The organism is Paenisporosarcina sp. TG-14, assembly GCF_000297555.1.
Lineage (GTDB): Bacteria > Bacillota > Bacilli > Bacillales_A > Planococcaceae > Paenisporosarcina > Paenisporosarcina antarctica.
The window spans coordinates 1-14,899 of record NZ_AMGD01000009.1; the positions used below are offsets into that span (position 1 = coordinate 1).

14 protein-coding genes are annotated in these 14,899 nt (G+C 35.9%); 10 read left to right on the top strand and 4 right to left on the bottom strand.

Annotation, left to right across the window (positions count from 1 at the left end):
- Positions 1–1,491, top strand: a 1,491-nt coding sequence (locus C406_RS0104050) for a biotin/lipoyl-containing protein (RefSeq protein ID WP_017379314.1), incomplete at its 5' end; no start/stop codon positions are given.
- Between the two features lie 100 nt (positions 1,492–1,591).
- On the opposite strand, the gene C406_RS0104055 is transcribed toward C406_RS0104050, so the two are convergent.
- Entirely contained in the window at positions 1,592–2,509 is a 918-nt protein-coding gene (locus tag C406_RS0104055) for a COX15/CtaA family protein (RefSeq protein ID WP_017379315.1), read from the bottom strand.
- A gap of 320 nt (positions 2,510–2,829) precedes the next feature.
- Here C406_RS0104055 and cyoE point away from each other — a divergent pair, with 320 nt between their 5' ends.
- The 7 genes from cyoE to C406_RS0104090 all read left to right on the top strand — a co-directional run bounded on the left by cyoE (position 2,830) and on the right by C406_RS0104090 (position 9,528).
- Complete coding sequence (gene cyoE, locus C406_RS0104060; RefSeq protein WP_017379316.1) at positions 2,830–3,747, top strand: heme o synthase; 918 nt, start codon at positions 2,830–2,832, stop codon at positions 3,745–3,747.
- 98 nt (positions 3,748–3,845) lie between these two features.
- On the top strand, positions 3,846–4,934 hold the full coding sequence (gene coxB, locus C406_RS0104065; RefSeq protein ID WP_017379317.1) for a cytochrome c oxidase subunit II: 1,089 nt from the start codon (positions 3,846–3,848) through the stop codon (positions 4,932–4,934).
- 34 nt (positions 4,935–4,968) lie between these two features.
- Positions 4,969–6,834, top strand: a complete 1,866-nt coding sequence (gene ctaD, locus C406_RS0104070; RefSeq protein WP_017379318.1) for a cytochrome c oxidase subunit I — start codon at positions 4,969–4,971, stop codon at positions 6,832–6,834.
- Entirely contained in the window at positions 6,834–7,460 is a 627-nt protein-coding gene (locus tag C406_RS0104075; protein ID WP_017379319.1) for a cytochrome (ubi)quinol oxidase subunit III, read from the top strand. The genes ctaD and C406_RS0104075 overlap by 1 nt, the downstream gene beginning before the upstream one ends.
- Before the next feature lies 1 nt (position 7,461).
- Positions 7,462–7,794 carry a cytochrome c oxidase subunit IVB gene (gene ctaF, locus C406_RS0104080; RefSeq protein ID WP_017379320.1) on the top strand — a complete coding sequence of 111 codons (333 nt, stop codon included), beginning with the start codon at positions 7,462–7,464 and terminating at the stop codon, positions 7,792–7,794.
- A gap of 318 nt (positions 7,795–8,112) precedes the next feature.
- Complete coding sequence (gene ctaG, locus C406_RS0104085; RefSeq protein WP_017379321.1) at positions 8,113–9,027, top strand: cytochrome c oxidase assembly factor CtaG; 915 nt, start codon at positions 8,113–8,115, stop codon at positions 9,025–9,027.
- 39 nt (positions 9,028–9,066) lie between these two features.
- The gene (locus C406_RS0104090; RefSeq protein ID WP_017379322.1) at positions 9,067–9,528 is read left to right on the top strand and encodes a DUF420 domain-containing protein; all 462 of its coding nucleotides are present in this window, start codon (positions 9,067–9,069) and stop codon (positions 9,526–9,528) included.
- A 44-nt stretch (positions 9,529–9,572) separates the two neighbouring features.
- Here C406_RS0104090 and ytvI read toward each other — a convergent pair whose 3' ends face one another.
- Together ytvI and C406_RS0104100 are read right to left on the bottom strand one after the other, a co-directional pair.
- Positions 9,573–10,631: a sporulation integral membrane protein YtvI gene (gene ytvI / locus C406_RS0104095; RefSeq protein ID WP_017379323.1), complete on the bottom strand. Its 1,059-nt coding sequence runs from the start codon at positions 10,629–10,631 to the stop codon at positions 9,573–9,575.
- 103 nt (positions 10,632–10,734) lie between these two features.
- Positions 10,735–11,100: a YugN family protein gene (locus C406_RS0104100; protein ID WP_017379324.1), complete on the bottom strand. Its 366-nt coding sequence runs from the start codon at positions 11,098–11,100 to the stop codon at positions 10,735–10,737.
- 151 nt (positions 11,101–11,251) lie between these two features.
- On the opposite strand from C406_RS0104100, the gene C406_RS0104105 reads away from it, so the two are divergent.
- Positions 11,252–12,328, top strand: a complete 1,077-nt coding sequence (locus C406_RS0104105) for a CAP domain-containing protein (protein WP_017379325.1) — start codon at positions 11,252–11,254, stop codon at positions 12,326–12,328.
- On the opposite strand, the gene C406_RS0104110 is transcribed toward C406_RS0104105, so the two are convergent.
- Positions 12,322–13,065 (bottom strand): amino acid kinase family protein, encoded by a 744-nt coding sequence (locus C406_RS0104110; RefSeq protein ID WP_017379326.1) that lies wholly within the window; start codon positions 13,063–13,065, stop codon positions 12,322–12,324. The genes C406_RS0104105 and C406_RS0104110 overlap by 7 nt on opposite strands.
- A 111-nt stretch (positions 13,066–13,176) precedes the next feature.
- Here C406_RS0104110 and C406_RS0104115 point away from each other — a divergent pair, with 111 nt between their 5' ends.
- A complete protein-coding gene (locus C406_RS0104115) occupies positions 13,177–14,637 on the top strand; it encodes a UDP-N-acetylmuramoyl-L-alanyl-D-glutamate--2,6-diaminopimelate ligase (RefSeq protein WP_017379327.1) in 1,461 nt (486 codons plus the stop codon).
- Positions 14,638–14,899 lie beyond the last annotated feature (262 nt).

Sequence of the window (14,899 nt, forward strand, 5' to 3'; positions counted from 1 at the left end):
TGGATTAAAGGGATGGAAGTTGCTATCGATGCTGCAAGACAATCGGGTAAAATTGCAGAAGCATCTATTTGTTATACTGGGGATATTTTAGATGATAACCGTGCGAAATATACGGTCTCATATTACAAAGAAATGGCCAAAGAATTAGAAGCTGCAGGTGCTCATATTTTAGCAATTAAAGATATGGCAGGTTTATTAAAACCTGAAGCTGCATATCGTCTCGTTTCTGAACTAAAAGATACAGTTTCATTGCCAATACATCTTCATACTCATGATACAAGCGGGAACGGTATCTACTTATATTCAAGAGCAATTGATGCGGGCGTAGATATCGTTGATACTGCACTTGGAACGATGGCTGGATTAACTTCACAACCTAGTGCAAACAGTCTCACGTATGCTTTAAAGGGTGCTAAAAGAGAAATTCGTACAAACATTAAAGAAATAGAACAATTATCAAATTACTGGGAAGATGTACGGAAATATTACCAGGTATTCGAGTCTGGTATGATGAGCCCGCATACTGAAATTTATGTGCATGAAATGCCAGGTGGACAATATAGTAATCTGCAGCAACAAGCAAAAGCAGTGGGACTTGGTGGACGTTTTGAAGAAGTGACAGCTATGTATTCAGTCGTTAATTTAATGTTTGGTGATGTGGTAAAAGTTACTCCTTCTTCCAAAGTGGTAGGGGATATGGCTCTATTTATGGTCCAAAATGATCTAACAGAAGAAACGGTGCTATCACGAGGACTTACTATTGATTTCCCGGACTCAGTTATCGAGTTTTTCCAAGGATATATTGGACAACCTTATGGTGGGTTCCCTAAAGAATTGCAAAAAGTGATTTTAAAAGATCGCGAGGCTATTACAGTTCGTCCAGGTGAATTATTAGAACCTGTTAATTTTGATGAATTAAAAGAAGAACTTTTCCATAAACTAAATCGTCCAGTAGATAGTCATGAAGTACTTGCTTATGCGTTATATCCTAAAGTGTTTGATGAATATTCAGTTATGGAGAAAAAGTTTGGAGATGTATCTGTTCTTGATACGCCAACTTTCTTATATGGAATGCGATTAGGTGAAGAAATTGAAGTGGAGATTCAAAAAGGCAAGACGCTAATCATTAAAATGGTTTCAATAAGCCAACCACAATCGGATGGTAATCGGGTCATTTATTTTGAATTAAATGGACAACCTCGAGAAGTTATTATACAAGACATAACAATTGAATCTGATGTTACGCAAAAACCGAAAGCGGATGTCGCGAATCCAAATCATATCGGTGCTACAATGCCTGGAACTGTATTAAAAGTTGCAATAGCTAATGGTAGCCGTGTAAAACGTGGCGATCATTTGCTTATTACAGAAGCCATGAAAATGGAAACAACTGTTCAAGCTCCATATAATGGTGTTATTAAAGAAATATACGTCTCGACTGGCTCGTCTATTGCGACAGGCGATCTATTAATTGAAATGGAAAAAGAGTAATTAGAAAAACACAGATTGTACCATTAATGGTGCAATCTGTGTTTTTATTTTTCTGCTCTGTGACAAAAAAATAGTTCCGCAATTTTGCGGAACCGTTTTTTTATTTCTGCTTTTTAAAACTACTACGTGATAGCAGCAAAATCATATAACATAATAAACCAAATAATAATGTTATCAATAGAGAATGTAGTAAAGCAAAGTATAAATTAAGTTTCGTTAATACGACGATCATTCCAGATATGACTTGGAGTGAGACGATAATAAAAGCGATCATCCATCCATAAAACAACACTCGTTGATCTTTATAATGTTTAAAAGCATGCCAAGCAATAATGGAAATCCAAATAAAAATCATTGCTGCAGCAGTTCGATGGCCCATTTGCACCCATTCATACAGGTTTGAAGGTAAAGAGAAATTACCATTTTGACACATTGGCCAATCAGAACAAATTAAACTAGAGTCAGTATGTCGAACGAGAGCTCCTGTATAAACGACTATATACGAGAATAAGGTTACACCAATCGTATGCCATTTTAACTTTGACCCAATGCGTAATTTATCCGCATCAAATTTTCGATCTACTTCAAAAATTAAAAGTGTTAACAATAATACAGAAGCAAAAGAAATTAAGGAGATTCCAAAGTGAAGTGCTAAAATAAAGTCACCTTGCCCCCATAAAACTTGTGCAGCTCCAATAAGTGCTTGTAAAATCAAGAAAAACATAGCCATGAAGACTAATAATTTAGTTTCTCGTATATGTCTCATAGTTCTCCATGACCATACCGATAATATTAGAATAAGAAAACCTACAGAGCCAGTAACAACCCGGTGAGAAAATTCAATTAACACTTCTGGAGTGATTACATCTGGAATTAATTGTCCATTACATCCGGGCCAATTTCTGCCACATCCCATACCACTGTCAGTTTTTGACACAAGTGCGCCGCCTAGAAGAATGAGCAACATACCAATTGTTGCAGCAACAGCAAACCACTTTAAGTATTTACTTTGTTGCATGAATGACACCTACTTTGCCTATACTTGTCACGAAAATACAATACCTGCATATTTGATAATAGCTAAGAAAGTTCAAAAATACAATGTCTAGCCCATAATCTCATCGCATGAGATAGCCCTTTTCACAAATTGTTCATAAAGTATTCCCTTTCTATTCACAATACTTTCCTTAAAATGCTTTATTATAGATATGTAGAGTGACTTTTAGTTTAAACTACTTTGATTTTTATCGAATTTTAACTTACTTATAGAATTAATGTTAGTTTTTCGATATAGTAAGAGTAGCGGAATATGCTTACAACTTTGAAAGGGGTAATTTCATGTCAAACGGTCGCTCGATTAATGCAGAAACTGATGCAGATCCGCTAACAACATCATTTGTTAAGGACTTTCTTGCTTTAATCAAGATTGGAATTGTAAACTCAAACCTTGTGACAACTTTTACGGGGTTGTGGTTAGCCTTTCAATTTTCAAACCGTCACTTTTTAGATGAGATAAATTTAATGCTTTACACCCTTATTGGTGCAGCACTTATTATTGGTGGTTCAGGAGCAATGAACAACTTTATCGATCGTGACATTGATCCATTTATGACTAGAACAAAATCTAGACCAACGGTGACCGGTAGATTTAAACCTATAGCCGTATTATCTATTTCTCTAACCTTTTTAGTTGTTGGTGAGATTTTATTATTTATGGCGTCGGTTTCAGCTGGAGTATGGGGACTAGCTGGAATTATCAGTTATGTTGTTTTATACACCATGTGGTCAAAAAGAAAGCATGTTAGCAATACAATAGTAGGTAGTATTTCTGGAGCAATTCCACCTGTTATTGGATGGGCAGCAGTTGAACCATCACTTGGATGGGGAGCACTTGCACTATTTCTTATCATGTTTGTATGGCAGCCACCACACTTTTACGCACTTGCTATGAAACGAACGGAAGAATATCGGGCAGCAGGAATACCAATGTTGCCGGTTATTAAAGGATTTGCTTATACAAAGCGCTCAATGCTTCTTTGGATTTTAGTACTTTTCCCTCTCCCATTTCTACTCATGCAACTTGGGACATGGTTCCTCGTCCTAGCAACAGTGTTAAATTTTGGTTGGTTAGCACTTTCTTTAAAAGGCTTTAAAGCGAAAGATGATTTAAAATGGGCAAATGGAATGTTTATTTATTCTCTAAATTACATGACTATTATGTTCGTTTCCATGATTATTTTCTCGATTTTCAGCTAACATTTGGGATTCTTTCTTTGAATATAGAATTCATATAGAATAGAAACACCGTTCAATTTAGACAGAATATAACTACGAAAGAGGGGTTTGATTAAGCTATGATGAAAGGGATCAAAAAGTGGCGTCTCTTTTCACTGCTGACAGCTTTAACGGTCTTTTTATCTGGATGTGGTGCAGAGCACTTATCGACACTTAATCCAGCGGGACAAGTTGGTAGAGATCAATATAATTTATTGTTAATTTCAGGAGCAATTGTAACACTTGTTATTATTGTGGTAACGATTGTATACATTCTTACAATCGTCAAATTCCGTCGTTCTAAAGTAGGCGAAGATTTAATTCCAGTTCAAGTAGAGGGAAGTCACAAACTAGAACTTCTTTGGACTATCATTCCAATAGTTTTACTATTAATTTTAGCAGTTCCAACTGTAATTTACACATATAACTTGGCAGATGTCAGTGGTATGGAAAAAGTAGATGAAGATGGTAATAAAAAAGCAGTAACTGTAAATGTTGAAGCGAATCTTTATTGGTGGGAATTTGAATATCCGGATTTAGGGATAATAACATCTCAAGAGTTGGTTGTTCCAACGAAAGAGAAGGTCTACTTTAACCTTAAAGCTGCTGATGTAAAACACTCATTCTGGATTCCAGCGGCTGGTGGTAAATTAGATACTAATGTTGAAAACATAAACCAATTTTATTTAACTTTTGATAACTCTTCAGAAGGTCTTAAAGATGGTGTTTTCTATGGTAAGTGTGCGGAACTTTGTGGTCCTTCACATGCTTTAATGGACTTTAAAGTGAAATCTTTAGACCGCGAGGACTTTGATGCTTGGGTTGTAAATATGCAAGCTTCTGCTGAAGAGCAAACACCAGAAGGCGATGTTGCACAGCAAGGGCAAGAAATTTTCAACACTAGTTGTATCGCATGTCATGCTGTATCAGGTGCAGGCTCAGCTGGTGGTGTAGGTCCAAACTTAGCAACATTTGGTGATCGTAACCGTGTAGCTGGATTTATGGATCACACTGAAGATAATATTAAAAAATGGATTAACAATCCAGAAGAATATAAACCAGGTAACTTAATGCCTCAACCTGAAGAGCTTAATAATGGCAATAAATTTTCAGATCAAGAGCTCACAGCTCTGACAGAATACTTAATGGGACTAACTGTAGAAGATTGATGTTCTACAGATTGATGAAAAGGAGGTTAAAGTTGTGAGTTCAGTCGCACAGAAAAAAGGAATTGGCTCAGTAATTTGGGACTATTTAACAACAGTTGATCATAAGAAAATTGCCATCCTTTACCTCATTGCCGGTGGAATATTCTTCGTTATCGGTGGTATTGAGGCAATGCTTATTAGGATCCAACTTGCACAACCGGATAATGATTTTTTGAGTGCAGGATTATATAATGAAATTATTACTATGCATGGTACAACCATGATTTTCTTGGCATCTATGCCACTTTTATTTGCGTTTATGAACGCTGTTGTACCATTGCAAATTGGTGCACGTGACGTAGCGTTTCCATTTTTAAACTCTTTAGGTTTTTGGATGTTCTTCTTTGGTGGGATTTTCTTAAACTTATCATGGTTCATGGGTGGAGCACCTGATGCAGGATGGACGTCTTATGCGTCTTTATCTATAGCATCTCCAGGTCATGGTATTGACTTTTATGCTTTAGGGTTACAAATTTCAGGTGGTGGTACGTTAATCGCCGGAATTAACTTCCTTGTAACAATCATTAACATGCGTGCGCCAGGGATGACTTATATGCGTATGCCGCTATTTACATGGACTACATTTGTGGCATCTGCACTAATTTTATTTGCTTTCCCTCCACTTACTGTTGGGTTATTCTTTATGATTTTTGACCGAATGTTTGGAGGAAACTTCTTCGATCATACAATGGGTGGTAATACGGTTATCTGGGAGCATTTATTCTGGATTTTCGGACATCCTGAAGTATATATCTTAGCATTACCGGCCTTTGGTATATTCTCTGAAATTATCCCAACATTCTCTCGTAAACGTTTATTTGGTTACTCTGCTATGGTATTTGCAACTGTATTAATCGGTTTCTTAGGATTCATGGTTTGGGCTCATCATATGTTTACAACAGGTATGGGACCAACAGCTAATGCGATTTTCTCAGTAGCTACAATGGCGATTGCTGTTCCTACCGGGGTTAAAATCTTTAACTGGCTTCTCACCATGTGGGGAGGAAGTATTAAATTTACAACTCCCATGTTATATGCGCTTGCGTTCATTCCTTCATTTACAGCTGGTGGTATAACGGGAATTATGCAAGCTTCAGCGCCTTTAGACTATCAATTACATGATTCTTACTTCATCGTAGCTCACTTCCATTACGTTATTATAGGTGGAGTAGTCCTTGGATTATTAGCTGGTTTACATTTCTACTGGCCGTTAATGTTCAATACGATGTTGGATGAAACATTAGGAAAAGTAACGTTCTGGTTATTCTTAATTGGATTCCATCTAACATTCTTTATTCAACATTTCTTAGGATTACTTGGGATGCCTCGTCGTGTGTTCACTTACGGAACAGATCAAGGATGGGATTTATTTAATCTAATCAGTTCAATAGGCGCCATTTTCATGGCAGTTGCTGTAATTGTATTAGTTGTCAATATCATTATGACAATCTCGAGAAATAAACTTGTTGGCCGCGATCCTTGGGGCGATGGTCGTACACTCGAGTGGGCAATCCCACAACCAGTTCCTTTCTATAACTTTAAACAAACACCACTAGTACGTGGTTTAGACACTTATTGGATTGAAAAACAAGAAGGCAATAAAGAAGGCATGATTTATGCAGAACCAGTTGGCGATATTCATATGCCAAACAATAGTATTATTCCTTTTGTTATGTCATTCGGATTGTTTGTTGGTGCATTTGGTGCTCTATACAATGGAGAACAGGTTTGGGCAATTCCTGTATTAATCTTAGGGTTAATCATAACTTTTACAGCAATGGCTACTCGTTCATTGAAAGATGATCTTGGCTATCACGTTCATAAAGAAGATTTAATGAAAGACAAAGGGGGTAAACACTAATGGACTTAAATACTAAGTACACCCCACAATCGTGGCCGGAACATGCAGAACACTCAACACTTGAAGGAAAAAATAAATTCGTAGGTTTTTGGCTTTTCCTAGGTGGCGAAACTGTTCTATTCGCAAGTTTATTTGCAACTTACTTGGCTCTTAAAAATAAAGGACCAAGTGGTATGGAATTTACTACACAAGAGTTGTTTGAGTTACCATTAGTATTTATCATGACAATGTTACTTTTAACTTCTTCTTTAACAAGTGTTTACGCGATGTATCACATGAGAAACTATAATTTCAAATCGATGCAAGCTTGGTTACTCATTACCGTTTTACTCGGTGCAGCATTTTTAGGATTTGAAATTTATGAGTTTAATCATTACGTACATTTAGGATTTACATTTACTCAAAGTGCATTCGGTACAGCGTTCTTTACATTAGTAGGAACACATGGTTTGCATGTTTTAATTGGTCTAGGTTGGATTACACTTTTAATGCTTCGTAATTCAAAACGTGGATTAAATCTTTACAATGCACCTAAGTTTTACACAGCGTCACTATACTGGCACTTTATTGACGTCGTTTGGGTATTTATCTTTACGGTAGTATACTTGATGGGAATGGTGAATTAATATGGGACACGATGTAAACACTCATGTAAAAAATCAAACTGAGTATGAGTATAGCCGTCGCCGTTCAGCAAATGAAATGCGTGGACAAGTGACTACGTTTGCGATAATGATTTTCTTAACTTTAATCGCATTCACAGCAGTCTATGCTGATTTCTCTGCATACTTAGTTGTACCAATTATTTTGTTATTAGCAGCTGTACAAGTAGTTTTACAACTGTATTATTTCATGCACATGAGCCAAAAAGGCCACGGTACTACAACATTGTTCTTATACACTGGTGTAATCATTGCGTTCATTACGGTCTTAACGTTTTTAACAATTGTTTGGTGGTAAATTTAATAATTCAAAAGAGCGAGGAAAATAACATTTTCTTCGCTCTTTTTTTGTGGGATGAGAAAGAATAAGTTTTTTAGAGCTATAGATTGGAACTTTGATAACTATGTCTAACGCCAAAGGCCACACTGCTATTAAAATTAGGGTCTCTAGGAATTGGAGAGTCGTGCAGTCGCGTTTAATTAGACTTCCAAACATAATTATTGAGCTAAAAGCTGCTACTCGTTTTTCTTTGGTGAATTGTTCATACTTCGTTCATTGATGTTATGGAGCTGGAGATTTATAATAAGGGTACTGAAGAAAAAGGAGTGATATTCGATGCCTTTAAGTATATTTGGATTTCAAGCTTTGTGGAGTCCGTTTTTCATATTATCAACCATAGTTTTAATTGCTATGTACTTTTTTATTACTATCAAAAAACGACATCTGTTTGAAGGTAGTCAAGCTTTGAGTAAAAAAGAAGCAAGCGCTTTTGTGATTGCTATTGTATTACTTTACACTGTGAAGGGATCACCAGTAGATTTGATAGGTCATATTTTGTTTTCTGTTCATATGGCGCAGATGGCCATACTCTTAATGTTAATTCCTCCGTTATTAATTACAGGAATTCCAATTTGGATATGGCGGAAAGTAGTTGACAATCGATTTATTAAACCTATGTTTCGATTCTTTACAAAACCTTTATTAGCTTTAATCGTATTTAGTGGTTTGTTCTCGTTTTATCATATTCCAGTCATTTTTGATGTGGTTAAACAAAATGAAATTTATCATAGTCTATTTACATTAATTCTATTTATATCATCCATTTTCTTATGGTGGCCAATTATGAATAAATTAGAAGGTGAACATCAAGTACATGGCTTAAGTAAGATTGGCTATATAATTGGTAGTGCAATTCTAATTACTCCTGCTTGTGCATTAATCATTTTTGCAGATCAACCGATGTATGCAACTTATACAAGTGGAGAAGCATGGTTAAAAGCAATGGAGCTGTGTGTTCCTGCTTCCGTTTTGTCAGGATTGACATTATCAGGTCCAGAACTTTTTACAAGTATGCCAGCCATTGAAGATCAGCAATTAGGTGGCGTGATTATGAAAATGATTCAAGAAGTGATTTATGGAGTAATCTTAGCGATGGTGTTCTTCCAGTGGTATCGATCTGAACAAGATAACGCAGAAGAGATTACTAATCAAGCGTTGTTAGATAGACAAGCTTTTGCAGCAAACAAATAATTAGCTTTCATACTTTAGTGAGTGTTAGGAGAAAATTAAATGAGTTTACCTTTATTACCGACAATTAGTACCTTCTTTATTGTGTTAAGTGCAATTCTTGTGGCTATAGGTTGGACGTTGATTATTCAACGGAAAATTGAAGCCCATAAAAAAGTAATGTTTGCCGCAGCTATTGCCGCACTATCATTCTTCATTATCTACGCGTCAAGAACGGTGTTCGTTGGAAATACGGCATTTGGTGGCCCTGAAGAATATAAAATTTACTACACAATATTCTTAGTATTTCACATAATACTTGCTACAACAGGTGCGGTTTTTGGTCTATTCACAATCTGGGCTGGATATAAAAATAATTTAACGAGACATCGCAAGCTTGGACCAATAACGAGTATTATTTGGTTTTTTACAGCCATTACAGGAGTAGCAGTTTATTTACTTCTCTATGTTATATACCATGGTGGAGAAACAACTTCTGTTTTTAAAGCTATTTTAGGATTTTAAAAAAAGTACCAGCCTTCTAATAATAATTAGAGGTTGGTACTTTTTTATAATTTAAATTCCGTTTTTATTATGCCTGCTTCTTTAGCTGTTGTGAAAATAATGACGATAAATGGTCCTATTAAAATACCTAGAAAGCCAAAGAGTTGTAATCCAATAAACATAGCAATTAGTGTGGCAAGAGGTGACAAACCAATTTGAGAGCCCATTAATTTTGGTTCAACTGCTCTTCGAATGACTAGCAACACTAGGCTTAAAATTGCTAATTTTGTTCCAAGCGCAATGTCTCCAGTAGCAAATTGATACAATGCCCATGGTCCAACTATTGCAATTGAACCTAATATAGGAATAATATCGATTATCCAAATAACTAGAGACATCACGATGGCATATTTAGGTGCAATAAATAACAAACCAATAAAACTAGCCACTAATATAAATAAACTAGCGAGGAACTGTGCCTTTATTAAACCAAATACGACAGAATTTAATCGAGAAGTCATAAAACGAACTTTTTCAGCAGTTGCGGGTGTTAAATGACGAAATACCATTTTCTTTAAATCTGTTAAATCTAACATAAATAAAAACAATGTGATTATGTATACAATGAAACTGACTAAGAAATTTGGAATACCTGTTAATAAATTGGTGATGCTTTCATAGCTAACAAAAGCTAAAATTGCTTCTTGCATAAGTTTTAAAAATTGATCTAATTCTTTGTTGATCGAAGAAACAACTTCAATTGGCATTCCTTGTGTAAAACTAAATAATTTACTTTGAACATTCATCCAAGCAAGTGTCAATGTGTTAAAGTAATCAGGTGCAAATTTAGTGAATTGAATAATTTGACCAATTAATTGTGTGATAATTAAATATAAAATAGCAGTAATAATGACCAAAAATAAAATGAATACTGTAATGACTGCTGGTTTTCGGTTCCATTTAAGTTTTTCTTTGCTCCATTTTACTACAGGCTCAAGTAGGAATGCTGTCAATAACGCTAACAGAATTGGTATTGCAAGAGGGAGTACAAACGTAATGAAGACAATTAGTAATAAAATCATTAAAGCAATAATCAAAAATTTCTTAGTAATCCATTTTGGCATTCGCAACACCTCATTTGTCCATATAATTTAAGTATAAACAACATCTAACCATTTGAACAGACAAAGAAAAAACGCTGAAGAAAGAATATTCTTCAGCGTCTTATTATAAGCGGATTTCAAATGCTTTTATGTCTTGTTTAACAGCTATTAATGTTTGTTGACATGATTTTACTAGATGTGACGGAAAGACTTCTTGATCACCATACTCAACCCCGTGTGGGTAGTAGTGTTTACCAACAACTGGTTTCATCAATGTGATGATCGCATCGTGAGCACCAACATCTCCATTTTTTGTGAAGCCGAAAATACGTAAGTAGAATGTACCTTCTTTAATTTCAAATTTCTTGTCATATGTAACACGTTCATAATCCCATTGTCCTTCACGTACAAGACCATGGTTTAACATGATTTCATCTAATAATTCTAAATCTGCTGCTGTATTCTCAATACCTGTGTTTTCAAAATACATACAATCGTCCTCCTTTTACATGCTTACCTTATGTCACGAACTCCATTTAATAATAGTGTAATTTCTCGGTTGTTGCAATGGCAACATTGTGTCAAAGTGTTTTAAACTGATATAATATACTTATCAATTTCTTAGTTAGGAGCTGTCCTTATTGAAGGTATTGGTTCGAACCTTAATTATATTAGCAATTATCTTAACTGTCATGTTTTATTCGGATCAAACTATCCAAGAAAATGAATTACTAGAAGCGCCGGGTTCGACAGGTCAAGCATTGCCACAAGAAAAATTGTTTCCTCTTTCAGGAACAGATACGATTTCCCGACCAGATAAGGGACTTTCTACATTTGTAGGTCAAAAAACAAATAAGCTGATAGATACTTTTGGTGAACCCAATAGAATTGAGCCTTCCGCTTTTGGCTATGATTGGTGGGTCTACAACAATTCACTCACTACTTTTATGTTGGTAGGTATATCCAAAGGTATTATAAATCAAGTGTACATTGCTGGAGAAAATCTGGATGCTTCACCTTACCAAGTTGGACAAACGATTGATGAATTATATCGCTTTACCATTATTGAATCGGAAATCTCTGTACAAATTGATTCAAATGTTTATATATTCTCAATCAATGAATTAGATAATAGGAATCGATTATTAGTGAAATTTGATGGATTATTTGCACAAATTTATGTGGACAATGTGGATGAAGAAGTAGAAGCGATTCGATTTACTGATCCAAGGACTTTAGTACTTCATCAACCATATGAAATGACCTATAAAGGAGATTCGCTAGCTCCGGCGGTTCCTTCAACAGCCATGCAGAAATTAATTGATGAATCAAATGAACGTCAAATATTTGAGTTGACAAATGTATATCGCTCAAGGCATTCTATTCCTACTTTGGAAGAAGACCAGGCTCTAAGCTTAGTTGCAAGGGAACATAGTGAAGATATGGCGATGCAAAACTATTTTTCAAACCAGTCTTCTGCTTCTGGGAATTTAGAAAATCGATTGGATGATGCGCAAATTTCATATGACAGTGCAGCTGAAAATAGTGCCTCAAATTATTATGATTCAGCTGAGGTTGTGCATAGTTTGTTCAATTCAATAGAACATCGAAAAGTCTTACTTAAAGAAGATTTTACTCATTTAGGTGTTGGGACATTTGGCAAGTACTATACCCAAAACTTTTTAAAGCGACAGATTAATGATCAGGAAAATCAGTAAATGGTGGAATCTATCCAGGTTCCTTCTTCAGAGGAACCAAAAGGACGTATATGCAGTGGAATGTGGTGTTTAGCGGCCATCTCCACTGCCTTTTTTTGTAGGATTGGATGTTTGGCCGTCTCACATAAATTTTGAAGCTTTATATATGAGACTTGTGACAATTTTTGAACCTTTGTTGAACTTTTAGGGTCACTCGACATAACTCCTGGTACATCTTTATAAAATTCGACTGCCTTAGCTTTCAACATAGAGGCTAACACGATTGCAGTTAAATCACTACCTCCACGTCCAAGTGTCGTAAAACGGTGATCTGTCGTAATCCCTTGGAATCCAGGAACAATGACACAAGGAACGTTTTGAAGTAATTCTTCAATGCCTTCATTGGTTGTTTTAATAATTGAAGCATCTCCGAATCTGTCATCTGTATAGATTCCTACTTGTAATCCATATGCTAATTGACAAGGGATTTGCTGTTTTAAACACTCTGCAAATAATACGGATGAAGACAGTAACTCTCCACATATTGCTGCAACATCCTTAGCTTCAGGTGCTGTTTGAAATGCGTCTGATATTTGAATTAACGTATCGGTTGAATAAGGGTCTCCAAGGCGTCCCATTGCCGATACGACCACTATAACGGTTTTGTATTTTGATAAACCTTCTTTTATGTGTTGAATACATTTTTCACGCGATGCAGCATCTCTCATTGCAATGCCTCCAAATTTCTGGACAATCATTTAACCCTCTCCTTATTTTCATGAGTGTCACTTTCCCGTATTCTTACATACGATGAACTTACCTTGACTGTAATGTATTCCGTCAATTTAATTTTGTGTAGGAGGGTTACAATGGCATTTGTCATTGCTGAGTTATTAAAAGACTGGCCGTGTACGTGGTTACATGGGTCAATTAACGAATGGATAAACGGCGTCAAAGATGATTCGAGAGACGTGAAACCAGGTGATGTTTTTGTTGTGATTAAAGGAAGACATGCCAATGGTGCTAGCTATATAGACGAAGCTATAAGAAATGGTGCTGTTTGTATCATATCGGAAGAGAGGGAAGATGATCGGGGAAGCCAAAATGTTGCTTTTGGAATTGTGCCAAATACAAGGAGTTTTCTTTCACATGCGAGCTCTCGCATTCATGGCAATCCCTCAGAAAGATTACACGTTGTAGCAGTTACTGGAACGAACGGAAAGACAACTGTAAGTCATCTAATTGGTCAAATACTCACATTTCTTGGATATAAAACTGCTGTGATAGGGACTCTCGGACTTTCTATTGATGGTAAAAAAATAGAAGAAGAATTCCCGAGATTAACGACATGGCCTGCACCTTATCTACATGAGACTTTTATGAGACTTTTAAAAATGAACATAACTCACGTGATTATTGAAGCGTCTTCAATGGGGTTAGAGCAACATAGATTGGACCATTGTTCAATTAAACAAGGTGTTTTTCTAAATATTGGTCATGATCATATAGAAGATCACAACGGAGTAAATGCTTACAGAAATGCCAAATGCAGATTAATGCATTTAGCAAATAAAATAGTTATAAACGAAGACGATCCATTTTGGTATGAAATTGGAAAAAAAAGTAATAAGGAACTTAAATGGTTTGGAAAGCAGCATATATCGTTAGAAGAATTAAAACCGTTATCGATGAACTTGAAGGTCAATGATGAAGGAAAAGAAGTTTCCTTTGAAGTGGAGTTTACGGGAATTTACAATATATTAAATATTGCAGCAGCCATTGCGACTGTTAGGCAAATGGGTATTCCAATGACCTCGATTATTCCTTTTCTTCCACAATTAACATTACCTTTAGGTAGATTTCAATTTATCATCAATCAGCCGTTTAAAGTCGTCATTGATTATGCACATACGCCCGAAGCTTTGAATTACTTTCTTTCATCTGCAGCGCAAATAACACAAGGGAGACTACTTGTTGTATTTGGGTGTGGAGGCGAACGTGATCAATCTAAACGTAGTGAAATGGGTGAAATTGCAGCACTTTACGCGCAGAACTTATGGGTTACATCGGATAATCCTCGTTCAGAAGATCCCTTAAAAATCTGTCAGCAAATCATTAAAGATTTACCGCCATCTAATAGAATCCATATAGAAATTGATCGAGCAACTGCAATTGAACAGGCACTGCGCTCATGTCAGCCTGGAGACTTACTATGCATTGCTGGGAAGGGGCATGAGGCGACACAACACATTGGTAAGCATATAGTTCCTTTTTCTGATGAATTAACCGTTCGGACAATTTTATCTTCATTTTCTACTAAATGGGAATAGCGAAAAATGAAGTTGTACAATTGGCAATGCTTTTTTTGATCATCAGGAACTATATATATCGTTTTTCGGCCTTTATGAGAAAAGGCAGCATGATGTAAATGACCTTTTGTCGTAGCTGTTGCTAAATAATGTATGGATAAGTTCGTCGTAACAACTGTAAATTCTTTCAGAAGTGAATGGTTTGCATTGGATTGTAACCATGCAGGAATCGTCAGTCAACATTTATTCCATATGTAAACCAGTTTCTAAATAGGTGGATAGT